At 64.3% G+C, this 14,568-nt stretch carries 13 protein-coding genes and 1 riboswitch; of the genes, 4 read left to right on the top strand and 9 right to left on the bottom strand.

Annotation, left to right across the window (positions count from 1 at the left end; all coding sequences use genetic code 11):
* Window positions 1-13 precede the first annotated feature (13 nt).
* Window positions 14-1,294: an ATP-binding protein gene (locus ACN0TK_RS17175; protein ID WP_417310761.1), complete on the bottom strand. Its 1,281-nt coding sequence runs from the start codon at window positions 1,292-1,294 to the stop codon at window positions 14-16.
* A gap of 75 nt (window positions 1,295-1,369) precedes the next feature.
* Here ACN0TK_RS17175 and ppk2 point away from each other — a divergent pair, with 75 nt between their 5' ends.
* Window positions 1,370-2,227, top strand: coding sequence for a polyphosphate kinase 2 (gene ppk2, locus ACN0TK_RS17170; protein WP_417310760.1), 858 nt, complete (start codon window positions 1,370-1,372; stop codon window positions 2,225-2,227).
* A 135-nt stretch (window positions 2,228-2,362) separates the two neighbouring features.
* Window positions 2,363-3,103, top strand: a complete 741-nt coding sequence (locus tag ACN0TK_RS17165; RefSeq protein WP_417310759.1) for an N-formylglutamate amidohydrolase — start codon at window positions 2,363-2,365, stop codon at window positions 3,101-3,103.
* Window positions 3,104-3,141: 38 nt separating this feature from the next.
* On the opposite strand, the gene metZ is transcribed toward ACN0TK_RS17165, so the two are convergent.
* Window positions 3,142-4,344, bottom strand: a complete 1,203-nt coding sequence (gene metZ, locus ACN0TK_RS17160; RefSeq protein WP_417310758.1) for an O-succinylhomoserine sulfhydrylase — start codon at window positions 4,342-4,344, stop codon at window positions 3,142-3,144.
* 41 nt (window positions 4,345-4,385) lie between these two features.
* A riboswitch (SAM riboswitch) is annotated at window positions 4,386-4,464 on the bottom strand.
* A 101-nt stretch (window positions 4,465-4,565) separates the two neighbouring features.
* Between metZ and ACN0TK_RS17155 the strand changes: the two genes are divergently transcribed.
* Entirely contained in the window at window positions 4,566-5,672 is a 1,107-nt protein-coding gene (locus tag ACN0TK_RS17155) for a 2'-deoxycytidine 5'-triphosphate deaminase (protein ID WP_417310757.1), read from the top strand.
* A 2-nt stretch (window positions 5,673-5,674) separates the two neighbouring features.
* On the opposite strand, the gene ACN0TK_RS17150 is transcribed toward ACN0TK_RS17155, so the two are convergent.
* Window positions 5,675-7,717, bottom strand: a complete 2,043-nt coding sequence (locus ACN0TK_RS17150; protein ID WP_417310756.1) for a M3 family metallopeptidase — start codon at window positions 7,715-7,717, stop codon at window positions 5,675-5,677.
* A gap of 177 nt (window positions 7,718-7,894) precedes the next feature.
* Between ACN0TK_RS17150 and ACN0TK_RS17145 the strand changes: the two genes are divergently transcribed.
* Window positions 7,895-8,671: an aminoglycoside adenylyltransferase family protein gene (locus tag ACN0TK_RS17145; protein WP_417310755.1), complete on the top strand. Its 777-nt coding sequence runs from the start codon at window positions 7,895-7,897 to the stop codon at window positions 8,669-8,671.
* A 59-nt stretch (window positions 8,672-8,730) separates the two neighbouring features.
* On the opposite strand, the gene ACN0TK_RS17140 is transcribed toward ACN0TK_RS17145, so the two are convergent.
* The 6 genes from ACN0TK_RS17140 to ACN0TK_RS17115 form a co-directional block, all read right to left on the bottom strand.
* On the bottom strand, window positions 8,731-9,198 hold the full coding sequence (locus ACN0TK_RS17140; protein ID WP_417310754.1) for a VOC family protein: 468 nt from the start codon (window positions 9,196-9,198) through the stop codon (window positions 8,731-8,733).
* A 26-nt stretch (window positions 9,199-9,224) separates the two neighbouring features.
* The gene (locus ACN0TK_RS17135) at window positions 9,225-10,142 is read right to left on the bottom strand and encodes a TolB family protein (RefSeq protein WP_417310753.1); all 918 of its coding nucleotides are present in this window, start codon (window positions 10,140-10,142) and stop codon (window positions 9,225-9,227) included.
* Window positions 10,143-10,225: 83 nt separating this feature from the next.
* Complete coding sequence (locus ACN0TK_RS17130) at window positions 10,226-11,473, bottom strand: ABC transporter substrate-binding protein (RefSeq protein ID WP_417310752.1); 1,248 nt, start codon at window positions 11,471-11,473, stop codon at window positions 10,226-10,228.
* A 148-nt stretch (window positions 11,474-11,621) separates the two neighbouring features.
* Window positions 11,622-12,719, bottom strand: a complete 1,098-nt coding sequence (locus ACN0TK_RS17125; RefSeq protein ID WP_417310751.1) for an ABC transporter ATP-binding protein — start codon at window positions 12,717-12,719, stop codon at window positions 11,622-11,624.
* Window positions 12,720-12,722: 3 nt separating this feature from the next.
* The gene (locus ACN0TK_RS17120; protein ID WP_417310750.1) at window positions 12,723-13,640 is read right to left on the bottom strand and encodes a carbohydrate ABC transporter permease; all 918 of its coding nucleotides are present in this window, start codon (window positions 13,638-13,640) and stop codon (window positions 12,723-12,725) included.
* Complete coding sequence (locus ACN0TK_RS17115; protein ID WP_417310749.1) at window positions 13,637-14,533, bottom strand: carbohydrate ABC transporter permease; 897 nt, start codon at window positions 14,531-14,533, stop codon at window positions 13,637-13,639. Before ACN0TK_RS17115 ends, ACN0TK_RS17120 begins: the two co-directional genes overlap by 4 nt.
* Window positions 14,534-14,568 lie beyond the last annotated feature (35 nt).

Here is a 14,568-nt window from a genome sequence, read left to right as displayed (position 1 = left end):
GCGTCATACAGGTTTATCGCTTCAGCAGGATTTCCACGCGAGTCCCCTCGCCGGGGGCGCTGCGGATGGCCAACTGGCCCTGATGCCGGTTGACGATGTGCTTGACGATGGCGAGGCCCAGCCCCGTGCCCTTCTTCTTGCGCGAGGATTCTGCGTCCACGCGATAGAAGCGCTCGGTCAGCCGCGGCACATGCTCCGGCGCCACGCCTGCCCCATGGTCGGTCACGCTGACTTGCGCCACAAACCCTTGCCGCCCCATCACCGGCGTCACCGTGACTTCGATCTGTTCGCCATCGGTGCCGTACTTGATGGCGTTCTCGATCAGGTTCTCGAACACCTCATACAGCTCGTCCCGGTCTCCGGTGACGATCAGCGGCGCTTCGGGCAGTTCGAGCACCAGCCGCAGCCCGGCATCCTCCGCCATCTGGCGCAGGCCTTCGGAGACCTCGCGCAGCACCCCGACGATCTCGACGTCGGCGGTCGGGCGCATGTGCTGGCGCATCTCGATCCGGCTCAGCGACAGCAGATCCTCGATCAGTTTCGCCATGCGCGTCGCCTGGTTGCGCATCAGGCCCAGAAAGCGCTCCCGTGCCGCCTTGTCATTGGCAGCCGGTCCCAGCAGCGTGTCGATGAACCCCGCCAGCGAGGTGAGGGGGGTGCGCAATTCATGGCTCGCATTGGCGATAAAGTCCGAGCGCAGGGACTCGAGCCGCCGCGCCTCGGTCAGGCTGTAAAGCGTGATAACCAGCGTATCGTCAGCCAGCATCCCGTGCTCGAGCGGCGAGATCACCGCACGGTACCACGTCTGCGTCGGCGTCGAGCGCTGCAGCTCGATGGTCTCCGGCCTGCCGGTGCTGCGCACCTTCTCGATGGCGCTCAGCATCGCGGGGTAACGCAGCGTGTAGGAAATCGGGTTGCCCGTCACCGCACCGGGGAAATGCTCGGCGACCGGTGGGTTGCAGTGAACGATCACGCTGCGCCGGTCGATCAGAATGCACGGGTCCGGCATGGCATCGGCGAACAGCCGCAGTGCATCGGCAAAGGCCGCATCGACCTTGGCGCTGCTCGGACCGGCCGTTTCGGGTGGCGCACCGGTTTCCGGCACTAGCGCCGCCAGCACCACGGCTCCCGCGGTGATCAACATGGCGATTTCGATCGCAAGGCCGTTGAAGCCGACGACGCCCAGCAACAGGATGCCGATCCCGACGATCAGCAGCAGGCGGCCATACAGCCGGTCGCGCACGGTCTTGCCGAAGTCCGCTACGTCACCGTCCTGTCGGGTTTCATCAGCCATCCGATTCGCCATGCCTTGCCAGCGCAGGCTTTCCATAGCACGGTCGTGACACTGTCATGACGTTGGAGTGCTGCAATGGTTGACCCGATCACGGGTTTCGACATCGACGACCCCAAACTGCCGAAGTCGATAAAACACAAGGCGCTGGCCTCTGGCGGTTACCCCTACGACGAAAAGCTGAAGCGCAAGCATTACGAAGAGCAGATGCACGAGGTGCATTTGCAGCTGGCCAAACTGCAGCACGATCAGGCCAAGACCGGCCGGCGCGTCGTCATCGTCTTCGAAGGCCGCGACGCCGCCGGCAAGGGCGGCTCCATCGGCACCTATCTCGACTATCTGAACCCCCGCTACAATTCGAGCGTCGCGCTCCCCAAGCCGAACGATCGCGAACGCACCCAGTGGTATTTCCAGCGCTATGTCGATCACCTGCCGGCTGCCGGCGAGCAGGTACTGTTCGACCGCTCCTGGTACAACCGCGCCGGCGTCGAGCGCGTCATGGGCTTCGCCACGCCCGCAGAGGTCGAGCAGTTCCTCAAGGCCACGCCGAAATTCGAACAGATGCTGATCGACGACGGCATTCACCTGTTCAAGTTCTGGCTCACCATCGGCCGCGAGATGCAGCTCAAGCGCTTCCACGACCGGCGTCACAATCCGCTCAAGGACTGGAAGCTGTCGCCGATCGACCTCGAGGCGCTCAAGCGTTACGACGACTATTCCGAGGCGCGCGACGAGATGCTGAAGGCGACCCACACGCCGCAGGCCCCCTGGCGCATAATCTACAACAACGACAAGAAGCGCGGCCGCCTCGCCATCATCCGCTCGGTGCTCCACGCCATCGACTATGAGGGCAAGGACGAAAGCCAGATCGGCGAGGTCGATCTCAATATCGCGGTCGATCCGGCGAGCTACCTCGCGCGTGAGGGCGACAAGTAGCGCTCGGTTGACCCCGGCAACGAACATGCCGCAAATGCACTCGGGATCTTATCGCCCCGGCTGCACCGTCGCGGTGTTCGGGGCACGAGCGATGGGCGGAACGAATTGACCGGACAAGCGGGTAGCATAGCGCCTGTGCAGACCATCAATGCCGGTGGGCGCTCGCCCTTCGTCCTGGCCTGCGACCATGCCAGCAATCGCGTGCCCGCCCGCTATGCGGGGCTTGGCCTCTCCGAGCGGCAGCGTCTCATGCATATCGCCTGGGACCCGGGCGCCTTTGCCGTATCCCTGCGCCTCTCCGAGGCGTTGGACGCGCCGCTCGTCGCTTCCACCGTCAGCCGCCTCGTCGTCGACTGCAATCGCGATGCCGCCGCGCACGATCTGATCCCGGTGCTCAGCGAGCGCACCGAGATCCCCGGCAACGCCGCGATCACCGACGCCGAACGGCAGCACCGTATCACCGCCTACCACGAGCCCTTTCACCAGGCGCTGGACGGCCTTCTGGAGGCCCGCAGGTCGAGGGGCGAGCCGACCATTCTGGTCACGGTCCACTCCTTTACCCCGGTGTTCAAGGAAAAGCCGCGCCCCTGGCCCATCGGCCTGATTCACGGCGAAAACCCGCGCTTCACCGCAGCCTTCCGCGATGCCCTCGCCGCCGCCGATCCCAGCCTCAACATCGGCTGGAACGAACCCTATTCGGGCCGCAGCGGCGTAACCTACACGCTCGAACATCACGGCGACGGCCGCGGCCTAGACTCGATCATGCTCGAGATCCGCAACGACGAAATCCTGGAACACGACCAGATCGCCCGCTGGGCCGGCCTGATCGAAGCCGCCCTCGTCACAGCACGCGAAACCCTGCTGCAGCCCGCCTAGCGCAGTAGATGCAACACCGCTTCCGAAGAGGCGGCGCCTTACATCTGCGCCAGGCCGTACTCCAGATCGGCGATCAGATCGTCGGCATCCTCCAGCCCCACCGAGATCCGCAACAGCCCCGGCGTGATGCCGCTTTCCTGTCGCACCTCTTCGGTCAACCGCTGATGCGTCGTCGTCCTCGGATGCGTAATGATCGATTTCGCGTCGCCCAGATTATTGGAGATCAGCACCAGCGCGAGCGAATCCGCCAGCCGGAACGCCTCGTCCTGCCCGGCGACCTCGAAAGCCACCAGCGTCGATCCCGCCTTCATCTGACGCTTCGCCAGTTCATACTGCGGATGCGAGGGATGATGCGGGTAGATCACCCGCTTCACCTTGGGATGGCCGGCCAGAAAATCCGCCAGCCGCGTCGCGTTCTCGGTCATCTGCTTGACCCGCAGCGGCAGCGTTTCGAGGCCCTTCAGCATCACCCAGGCATTGAACGGGCTCATCGACGGACCGGTCTGCCGGATGAACGTATGGATGTCGCCGGTGATCAGCTCTTTCGAGCCCAGGATCGCGCCGCCCAGCGCACGGCCCTGACCATCGATATGCTTGGTCGTCGAATAGGTGACGAGATCGGCCCCCAGCTTCAGTGGGCTCTGGTACAGCGCAGTCGCGAACACGTTGTCGACGATCAGCTTGGCGCCATGCGCATGCGCGATCTCGGCCACTGCAGCGATATCCACCAGCTCCAGCGTCGGGTTCGTCGGCGTTTCGATGAACACCAGCTTGGTATTTGGCTGCATCGCCGCTTCGAAATTCTGCGGGTCGCGCCCGTCGACCAGCGTCGAGCTCACGCCCCAGCGCGGCATGAAATCCTCGACCACGAACCGGCAGCCGCCGAACAGCGCGCGGCTCGCAACGATATGGTCGCCGGCCCGCACCTGGCTTTGCACCGCGCAGGTCACCGCCGCCATGCCCGTCGCCAAGCCGCGCGCCGCTTCGGCGCCTTCCAGCAGCGCAATGCGGTCCTGGAACATGTCGATCGTCGGGTTGGCGAAGCGCGAATAGTTGTGTCCGGCGATCTCGCCCTTGAACAGCGCTTCGGCATGCGCCGAGTCCGGGTAGCTGTACCCCGACGTCATGAAGATCGCTTCGGACGTCTCGTTGAACTGGCTGCGCCGCGTGCCGCCATGCACCAGCATGGTCGCAGCCGCCCGCTTTTTCGGATCACTGAGAGGGTTCTTGGCTTTCGACATGACGACCATCCTGAAAAACAACAAAGCCGGCGCGCATCCTGCGGCCGGCTCCAAGGGTCCCTTTAGCGATTTATTTTAGGTGGCTGCAATCAGACCGGCCAAATCACCACCATGCGGCACAAATGCATTCAGTGCGCAGCATCTGGGCATATAGAGCCCATTGCCGCTTGGCGTCAATCGCAGGGGTTGCTACGGGAAAGGACGATCAGGGGCAGGTATCGATGGACGAGTTGTGGAACAAGGGCGTTTTCTCGGCGCGCCAGATTGAGAAACTGGCGGCGCGGAACGCCATCATTGCCGATCGCCCGTTCGATGAGGATCAGGTGCAACCGGCCAGCCTCGATCTGCGCCTTGGCGACATCGCCTATCGCGTGCGCGCCAGCTTCCTCCCGGGCCCGGACCACAAGGTCTCCGATCGCATCGATGCGCTGCAACTGCACCAGCTCGACCTGACCCAGGGCGCGGTGCTCGAACGCGGCGGCGTCTATCTCGTGCCCTTGCAGGAATCCCTGAATCTGCCCGAGCGCGTCAGCGCCAGCGCCAATCCCAAGAGCTCGACCGGCCGGCTCGATGTCTTCACCCGCGTCATCGCCGATCGCGCCCGTGGCTTCGATGTCGTGCCCGATGGCTATGAGGGCCCGCTCTATCTCGAAATCAGCCCGCGCACCTTCCCTGTGCGCGTCCGCACCGGCTCGCGGCTCAGCCAGATGCGCTTCCGCATCGGCGACTCCCGCCTGACCACCGCCGAGCACCGCACGCTGCACAATGTCGAAACCCTGGTCTTCGACAACAATGCCGAAGTGGGCGAGGGCGTCCTGCTGTCGATCGACCTCAAGGGCGAAGGCCGCGGCGGTCTCATCGGCTTCCGCTCGCGCCGCCACACGCCGGTCATCGACATGGACATCAAGGATACGCTCGATGTCCTCGATTACTGGGAGCCGCTGGTCAATCGCGGCTCGGACCAGTTCATCCTCGACCCCGACGAGTTCTACATCCTCGTCAGCCGCGAGAGCGTCCACGTTCCGCCCGCCTACGCCGCCGAAATGGTGCCCTTCGATCCGCTCGTGGGCGAGTTCCGCGTACACTATGCCGGCTTTTTCGACCCCGGCTTCGGCCATTCCGCCGCCGGCGGCACGGGCTCGCGCGCCGTGCTCGAAGTGCGCAGCCGCGAGGTGCCCTTCCTCCTCGGCCACGGCCAGACCATCGGCCGGCTGATCTACGAGCGCCTGTCGGAAGAACCCGACCGCCTCTACGGCGCCGGGCTCGGCTCGAACTATCAGGCCCAGACGCTCAAGCTCTCAAAGCACTTCAAGCCCTTCGCGCTCTGACCTCAGGCAGCGTCGGCATCCTCGGTGATCAGCCCGCGTCCCTTCAGCAGCGCCGTGACATCCGGGTCGCGGCCGCGGAAGGCCCGATAGGCCTCGGCGAAATCGCGTTTGCCGCCCGCCGAATAGACATGCTCGTACAGGCGCTTGGCGGTGTCTGCGTCGAACGGGTCGCCGGCCTCGACAAAGGCCTCGAACCCGTCGGCGTCCAGCACCTCGCTCCACAGATAGCTGTAATAGCCTGCGGCATAGCCATCGCCGGCGAACAGATGCAGGAAATGCGTGCTCGCGTGGCGCAGCGCAATCTCGTGCGGCATGCCGATATCGGCGAGCACCGAGGCCTCGAATTCGGCCACCGAGCCCGCCATCGGCGCGGAATGGTAATCCATGTCGAGGATCGCCGAGGAGACGAACTCCACGGTCTCGAACCCGCTGTTGGCCGTGCGCGCCGCCCGCATCCGCTCCAGCAGCTCATCCGGGATGGCCGCACCGGTCTCATGATGCGTGAACCGCTCCAGAACCTGCGGCTGCTCCAGCCAGTGTTCGTAAATCTGGCTCGGCAGTTCGACGAAATCGCGCACCACGCTGGTGCCCGAAATGCGCGGATAGGTGACATCCGACAACAGCCCGTGCAGCCCGTGTCCCATCTCGTGAAACACCGTGCGCGCCTCGTCGAGCGACAGCAAAGCGGGCTTGCCCTCCGGTGGCTTCGAGAAATTGCAGGTGTTGACGATGAGCGGGATCTGCTCGCCATCGAGCTTCGATTGCTTGCGGAACGAGGTCATCCACGCCCCCGAGCGCTTGCCGGGCCGCGCGAAATAATCGCCATAGAACAGCCCGATCACCTTGCCGCCGCGCGACACCTCCCAGACTTTGACGTCGGGATGATAGCCGGCGATGTCGGTGCGCGGCGTGAATGTCAGCCCGAACAGCTTCTCCGCAACGAAGAACCCGGCTTCCACCACCTTTTCCAGCTGCAGGTAGGGTTTTAGCGCGTTCTCGTCGAAGTCGTAGCGGGCCAGCCGCAGCTTTTCGGCGTAATAGCGCCAGTCCCAGGCCTCCAGCAGCTCCGTTTGCCCCTCTTCTCGCGCCAGGTCCTGCAGCGCATCGCGGTCCACTTCGGCGCGCGCCCGGCCACCGGCCCAGACCTGCTCCAGAAGGCCGCGCGCCGCTTCCGGCGTACCGGCCATGGTGTCGGCCAACTTGTAGGCGGCATAGCTGTCATAGCCGAGCAGTTGCGCCTGCTCGTCGCGCAGCTTGACGATCTCGGCGATCACCTCGGAATTGTCGTTGGCATTGCCATTCGCGCCACGCTTGACGAAGGCCCGCCACACCTTCTCGCGCACGCCACGGTCCTCGGCAAAGTGCAGCACCGGCTCGACGCTCGATCGCGACGGCGTCACTCCGAACGGCGCGTTGAGCTTGCGATCGCGCGCCGTCTCGGCCGCAGCGGCGCGCGCAAAATCCGGCAGCCCGGCCATCTCGGCTTCAGAAAAGGCGAACACCGTCTCTTCCTCGTCGGCCAGAACATTCTGCCCGAACTGCGTGCCGAGCGTCGCCAGCCGCTCGACAATCGCGCCGAAACGGTCGCGTTCCGCCGCCGTCAGCCGCGCGCCGGAGCGCACGAAATCGAGGTGATAGCGCTCCAGCACCCGCAACGCCTCGGCGTCGAGCCCCAGCGTGTCCCGCTGGGCATAAAGCGCGTCGATCCGCGCGAAAAGCTTGGCGTCGAGAAAGACGTCGTTCCAGTGCCGCGCCACCAGCACCGCAATGTCGCGCTCGACCGCTTGCAGGGCGTCGTTCGTCGCGGCCGAGGTCAACTGCCCGAAGATCATGTCGACGCGCCGCAACGATTCGCCCGACCGTTCCAGCGCGGCAATCGTGTTGTCGTATGTCGGTGCCGCCGGGTCGTCGCCGATGGCCGCAATCTCCGCGCGATGCGCCGCCAGCGCTTCCTCGAACGCCGGCTTGAAATGCTCGGTGCGGATCAGCTCGAACGGCGGCGTCTCGTAGGGCGTCGTCCAGTCGGAGAAAAACGGGTTGGTCACGGGCGGGCTCCTGTCGTCACGGGCTCAACGTGGGGCCCGAAAGCCAATTCGGCAAGTGCACAATCGAGGCATTGAGGCACCCCCATCGCCAGCGAGGACAGCGGTAACGCCGCGCATGTGATAGGCTGTCGCCGCCGCGCGTCGCGCCCGGTCCTGCAGCCAAAGGCACACGCACCTATGCCGCACGAGGTCACCGTCCCGGGCGAAGCCAAAGCCACCATGGAGGTGCTGCGTTCCGCCCTCGGCACAAATCTCGCGGCGGCCTATCTCTACGGTTCGGCCGTCCATGGCGGTCTGAAGCCCAGAAGCGACGTCGACCTGATCGCCGTTGTCGATGCGCCGCTGACACCCGAGACCACGCAAACCCTGCTGAGCGGACTGCTCGGCCTATCGGGCCATTATCCCGTCGACTTTATGGGGCGGCGCCCCGTGGAACTGACCGTCTTTCTGTCCGAAACTCTCGCAAGCTTCACCCATCCGCTCCGGGGCGAGTTCGTCTATGGCGAGTGGCTGAGATCGGCGTTCGAATCCGGCGCGCTGCCGGAGCCGGAGGTCAATCCGGATTTTACCCTTCTGCTCGCCCAGGCACGGCAGACCGCCGTCGCCTTGTTCGGTCCTCCGCCGACCGATCTCCTGCCCATCGTGTCGCCTGAGGATATCCGCCGCGCCAGCCTCGGCGCGCTGCCCGAACTGCTGCACGGGCTCGCCGGCGACGAGCGCAATGTCCTGCTGACGCTGGCGCGCATGTGGTTCACCGCGACGACGGGCAAATTCACCTCAAAGGACGCTGCAGCGCATTGGGCCATTGCCCGCCTTCCCGCCGAACATGCCGCGCTCCTCGCCGAGGCGCGAGACGCCTATCTGGGTCGTGGGCAGGACGATTGGTCCGCCCGGCAGCGCGAGGCCGAACAGGCTGCCCAGCTTCTGGCTGAGCGCGCGACAGCACTGCTCTGATCGGATGCGCGGCACTCAAGCCACGCCACTGTGCGCAGCCCGCAGGGCAGGGGGCTCCGCTACAGCGGGCGGGTGAGCGCCGTCGGCTGTCCGGTTGCCTTCAGCGCCTTGATGGCTTCATACTGGATGCAGTCCGACGCCATTTCCATGATCTCGATCCGGTTGCCGTCGGGATCGGTGATCCACATGCCGCGATTGCCATCGACCCCGCGATGCTCGGGCTTGAGCGGCGAGGTCAGCGCAATGCCGACAGCCTCGAGATGCGCCGCCGTCGCCTCGATATCGGGCGTCGTCAGGCAAAGATGGTTCAGCCCCGTCGCCCGCTCGTCGGCCGCGACGCCCGTGCCGCCCGGCAGGAGCTCGATATAGAGCTCGTCGGTGATCCGCAGATAGACGATCCAGGGGCTGCCGTCGTTCTGGTTGAGCCGCAGGAATTCCGGAAACCCCAGCGCCCCGTAGAATTTGATCGAGGCATCGAGGTCGTTCACCTTGAGGTTGAAATGCCCGAGGCTTGAAAAGGCTTGCATGGTGATCTCCACAAACAAGGGTGCGGTCAGTCCGCGCTGCGGTCCGACATCGGATAGGCGACATAGGCAAACCGACGGCTGTCGGGGGCCCAGCTGTTGACGTTCAGCGTGCCCTGACCACCGAAGAACGAGACAATGTCGCGCTGGCCGCTGCCGTCGGGCCGCATGAAGCGCAGGATCACGTCCTTGTTCGGCGGGTGTCCGGTGGTCCCGGCCGGATAGCTGATGAAGACGATCGCATGCCCGTCCGGCGACACATGCGGGAACCAGTTGACCCGGTCGTCGAAGGTCAGCTGCTCGATTTCGCTGCCGTCCGTCGCCATCCGGAAGCACTGGGCATGGCCCGGCACCTTCGCGGCGCGTTCCGAGCTGAAATAGATCCACCGCCCGTCCGGCGAATATTCCGGCCCGTCATTGGGGTAGTCGACATCGCTGAGCCGCGTGTCAGGCCCACCGGCCGCGGGGATCGTGAACATGTTGATCCGGCGCTCCCCGGCCGGCTTCTCGATCGCCACATAGGAGAGCGTCAATCCGTCGGGCGAAATGCCATGCAGGTAATAATGGTGCGGCGTCGCGTGTTCGTTGGAAACGCGCCGCGGCGTGCCCCCGGCAATCGGCACCGCATAGATATGGCCGTCATTGTCGCTGGCATAGATCGTCTGGCCGTCGGGTGACAGCACATGGTCATTGTTGAAGTCGCGCTCGGGCCCGACCTCGATCCGCCGCGGGTCGCCGCCACCGGGCTCTGCCGGAAACTGCCACAGCTCCCCACCGGCATTGACGATCAGCGACTGGCCATCCGGCGTCCAGTTGGGCGCCTCGATGACCGAGTCGGTTTCGAACAGCACGGTGCGTCCGGTCCCGTCGCTGTCGATGGTGATGAGTTGCGCGACCTGACCTGGCAACAGGGTCCGGCCGCGCCGATTGAACTCGATTTTCGTCATGAGAACTGTCGCCTGAATGTGCTTGGCCAGTCGTCGGCCAGAGAGAAAGAACCGGCGGAACCCTGGTCCCGCCGGCCCGATGATCAGTTGAAGATCTGGTCGTAATTGTCTTTCAGCGCTTCGACGACGTCGTCGGTCGTCTGGCTGTCGTCGCTCCAGAAATTGTACATCACTGTCCAGATGGCATTGTGCCAGTCGGTGTCGGTGATGTTGAACGGGTTGGCGACCTGTCCGTCCGGCACGCTCAGCGCGGCCATCGCAACCTTGTTGCACTCGTCGAGATATTCGGTCGGTGCGTCGGCACGCGGGCTGGTCGAGCCCTTCTTCTGGTTCGCCATGGCCGACGTCACCGGGTCGACGAAGGCGGCGACGAGGTCGAGCTCGGCGGCATCGATTTCGGCCGGCTGCCCACCTAGAATGCCCATGGCATCCGAGGTCACGGCAACGGCCTTGGAGCCCGGGATCACTTCACAGCCGAAGTCCACGCCCGGCACCTTGCCGGCCGCCAGCCATTCGCCCTTCATCCAGTCGCCCATGATGTGGAACAGCGCCTTGCCCGAGATCACCGTATTGGTGGTCTCGTTCCACGGCCGGTTCTCGCTCTCGGGCGTTGCTTCTTCCGAGAACACCCGGACGATCTCGATCGCCTTTTTCACTTCCGGCGTATCGAACACGGTCGGGTCGACCTCGGCGCCATACATCCGGTTGTAGATTTCCGGGCCGGCGGTCGCGGCCAGCATGGCGTGGAACAGATAACCCACCTGGAAGGCCTGTCCACCGACGGCGGCGGGCACGAAACCGGCTTCCTTGATCTTGGGGAAGTCGGCGATCATGTCGTCGACGCTGGTCCAGGCGGTCGGGTCGACACCGGCTTCCGCGGCGACTTCCTTGTTCCAGTAGACCATGCCGTCGATATGCATGAACAGCGGCACCTTGAGCATCTTGCCATCCACCGTCGACAGCTCGCGGATGATGGGGAAGAAGTTCTCGGTCGCGCCGATCTCGTCATAGTACTCGGTCAGGTCGCGGGTCAGCCCGAGCTGCTCCATGTCGCGGATGACACCGGGATCGGAGTTGACGAAGGCATTCGGCGGCTCGCCGCCCGTCACCATGTTCACCAGCGAAACATTGACGCCCGAATTGTGCGGGATCGCCAGATCCTTCCAGGTGTGGCCCTTTTCGTTGAGCGCGTCCTGCAGGATGTTCAGCGCCGCGACCTCGGCGTTCGAGGACCAGCCATGATAAACGATCAGCTCTTCGGCGAAGGATGTGACCGGAGCTGCACTCAGCATCAGCGCCGCGGCTGCGGTCGCCAGAAGTTTTCTACGCATTCTCTCTCTCCCATTGGCTCGCCACCCGGCGAGCAGTCGCTTCAGGCCCTGTCTTGGTGCAGGGTTCGCCGGACCTCCGGCATTCGATAAACTTCACAACCACCCTTGGGCGCGGCAGCGGCACACAGGCTCACCGCCACGGCTCCGGTCACAGCCGTTGCCCGCTGTCGGCGTCGAAGACGTGCAGCTTGCCCTGCGGAAACGAGATGCTGACCGTGTCGCCCTGCTTGTAGCGGTCGATGTGCTCGGGGTTGACGCGCGTCGCGATCAGCCCGTCGCCGAACTTGAGATAGGCAGTGGCGTCGCTGCCGGTCTTTTCGCTGTACTGCACTGGCAGCGAGAACTTGCCCGCCGGCACCTCCACCGCCGCATCCGGCTCGCCAAAGTGTTCCGGCCGCAGCCCGATCACCACGCTCTGGCCGTCGACCGGCTTGGTGGCAAAGCCATACTGGCTGACGTCGAGATCGACACCCGCGGCCTGCGCCGCCACCTTGCCATCGGCCACCGACAGCGTCGCGGGCCTCAGGTTCATGGCCGGCGAGCCGATGAAACCCGCGACGAACAGGTTGGCGGGCCTCGAGTAGATCTCGTCCGGCGTGCCGAACTGCTGGATCACCCCGGCGTCCATCACCGCAATCCGCGTGGCCATGGTCATGGCCTCGATCTGGTCGTGCGTCACGTAAACGATCGTCGATTTCAGGTCGTCATGCAGCCGCTTGATCTCGAGCCGCATCTCGGTGCGCAGCTTGGCGTCGAGATTGCTCAGCGGCTCGTCGAACAGGAACACGCCGACCTTTTTCACCAGCGCCCGGCCAATCGCCACGCGCTGCCGCTGGCCACCCGAAAGCTGCGCCGGCTTGCGGTCGAGCAGCGGCTCGATCTGCAGCAGTTTCGCCGCCCAGGCGATGCGCTGGTCGATCTCGGCCGCATCGAGCTTGTGCGCCGCCAGCCCGAACTTCAGATTGCCGCGCACGGTCTTGGTCGGATAGAGCGCGTAGGACTGGAACACCATCGCCAGCCCCCGGTCCTTGGGGTCGAGCTCGGTGACATCGCGGTCGCCGATCATGATCCGCCCCGCCGTCACATCGAGCAGACCGGCCAAAAGGTTGAGCAGCGTGGTCTTTCCGCACCCGGATGGGCCCAGCAGCACCAGGAATTCGCCGTCGTCGATGGCAAGGTCGAGATGTTTCAGGACGGTCAGCCGTCCATAGCTCTTGATGATGTCTTCGAATGCTACGCGCGGCATATCTTACCCCTTGATCGCGCCGGCGGTGATGCCCTGCACGAAGAACTTTCCCAGCACGAAATAGATGAGCAGCGGCGGGATCGCGGTCAGAAGCGCCGCCGCCATATTCTCGTTGTATGCAGCCTCGCCCGTGGTGGTGATCACGACATTGGCCAGCACCACGCTCATCGGCTGCGTGCCCAGTCCACCGAACGTCAGCCCGAGCAAGAAGTCGTTCCAAACCGAGGTGATCTGCAGGATCAGCACGACGATCATGATGTTGCCGCTCATCGGCAGGATGATCTCCAGGAACACCCGCCAGAAGGACCCGGAGTCCATCATCGCGGCGCTCATGATCTCGGTCGGAATGCCCTTGTAATAATTGCGGAACACCAGCGTCAGGAACGGCATCGACAGCACCGCATGAACGATGGCGATGCCCCAGATCGTGCCATAGACCTTCAGCCCCGAGCTCAGGATGATCAGCGGGATCATGATGATCTGGAACGGCACAAAGGCGCAGATGAACAGAATGAACAGGAAGGTCCCGGCCCAGCGCACATTCCACAGCGCCAGCGCATAGCCCGTCACCGACGACAGCGCGATCGACAGCGCGAGGCTGGGAAACAGGATCGCCACCGAGTTCCAGAACCCGACCTTCAGCCCGTCGCAGCGAATGCCCGAGCACGCGTCGTTCCAGGCGCTCAGCCACGCATCGAAGGTGAAGGGCGCCGGCAGCGAGAAGATCGCGCCTTCGCGGATCTGCGGCATGGTTTTGAACGAGGTGGTGATGATGATGTAAAGCGGCACGCAGAAGAACGCCGCGCAGATCGTCAGGAACGCGAGGATCGCGATTGACCGGCCCGTGATGCCCTTCGGCTTGCGCGGGTAAAGCGGCGCGCGTTCGCCCGTCGAGTCTGCGGTCTGAGTGGTCATGCTCATGAGACGCGTGCCTCCCGGCTCCGCTCGCGCCAGGCTGTCAGCAGCACCAGCGGCAGGAAGATCAGGCCGGTGATCGCCAGCATCACCACGGCGGCGGCCGAGGCGTAGCCGAGATTGGCCTTCACCCAATAGGCGTTGATGGTGAAATAGGCGGGCACCCAGGTGGACTGGCCTGGACCGCCATTGGTCATCGCCACGACGATGTCATAGGCCTTCACCACGCCCAGCGAGAGCAGGATGGCGCAGGTCAGAAAGGTGAACTTCATCATCGGAATGATGATCTCGATATAGAGCCGCCAGAAGCTGACCCCATCCAGCTTGGCGGCGCTCCAGATCTCGGTGTTGATCGATTTCAGCCCCGACAGCATCAGCGCCATGTAGAAGCCGGCACCCTGCCAGACGGTGGCGAGAATGATGCCGTACATCGCCGTGTCGGCGTTCGACAGCCAGTCGAAATTGATGAAGGTCAGCCCGATCGAATGCAGCGCCCCCTGGACGCCAAAACTCGGGTTGAACATCCAGCGCCAGGCGACGCCGGTCACGATCAGCGACACCGCCAGCGGGTAGAGAAAGATCGTGCGGAAAAAGCCCTCGCCGCGCTTTTCGCGGTCGATCATGGCCGCGAGCACGAAGCCGAAAACGATGGCCAGAAAGCTGCCGATGCCCAGAATGAGCATGTTCTGCAGCGCAATCGCCCAGCCGTCATCCTTCATCAGCCGCCCATACTGGCGGCTCCATTCCGACGGATCGAAGAAATACTCGGGAAAGCGCTTGGAGCGGGTGAGCGACATGAACATCGTCCACCCGATCGAGCCGATAAAGGCTACGAGCGTGATGATGAGTGCCGGCACCAGCGCAAGCTGTGGCGACCATCGGCTCCACCGAAAGGCCATTCATCCCCCCTGTAAATCAGGCGAATCTCGTTGGT

The organism is Devosia sp., assembly GCF_048261455.1.
GTDB lineage: Bacteria > Pseudomonadota > Alphaproteobacteria > Rhizobiales > Devosiaceae > Devosia_A.
The sequence above is the reverse complement of the archived record's forward strand: the minus strand, read 5'-3'. Positions and strand labels throughout refer to the sequence as shown.

Coding starts and splice junctions, on each gene's coding strand:
- ACN0TK_RS17175 (WP_417310761.1), bottom strand. CDS start 1,294: ATGGCTGATGAAACCCGACAGGACGGTGACGTAGCGGACTTCGGCAAG.
- ppk2 (WP_417310760.1), top strand. CDS start 1,370: ATGGTTGACCCGATCACGGGTTTCGACATCGACGACCCCAAACTGCCG.
- metZ (WP_417310758.1), bottom strand. CDS start 4,344: ATGTCGAAAGCCAAGAACCCTCTCAGTGATCCGAAAAAGCGGGCGGCT.
- ACN0TK_RS17155 (WP_417310757.1), top strand. CDS start 4,566: ATGGACGAGTTGTGGAACAAGGGCGTTTTCTCGGCGCGCCAGATTGAG.
- ACN0TK_RS17145 (WP_417310755.1), top strand. CDS start 7,895: ATGCCGCACGAGGTCACCGTCCCGGGCGAAGCCAAAGCCACCATGGAG.
- ACN0TK_RS17140 (WP_417310754.1), bottom strand. CDS start 9,198: ATGCAAGCCTTTTCAAGCCTCGGGCATTTCAACCTCAAGGTGAACGAC.
- ACN0TK_RS17135 (WP_417310753.1), bottom strand. CDS start 10,142: ATGACGAAAATCGAGTTCAATCGGCGCGGCCGGACCCTGTTGCCAGGT.
- ACN0TK_RS17130 (WP_417310752.1), bottom strand. CDS start 11,473: ATGCGTAGAAAACTTCTGGCGACCGCAGCCGCGGCGCTGATGCTGAGT.
- ACN0TK_RS17125 (WP_417310751.1), bottom strand. CDS start 12,719: ATGCCGCGCGTAGCATTCGAAGACATCATCAAGAGCTATGGACGGCTG.
- ACN0TK_RS17120 (WP_417310750.1), bottom strand. CDS start 13,640: ATGAGCATGACCACTCAGACCGCAGACTCGACGGGCGAACGCGCGCCG.
- ACN0TK_RS17115 (WP_417310749.1), bottom strand. CDS start 14,533: ATGGCCTTTCGGTGGAGCCGATGGTCGCCACAGCTTGCGCTGGTGCCG.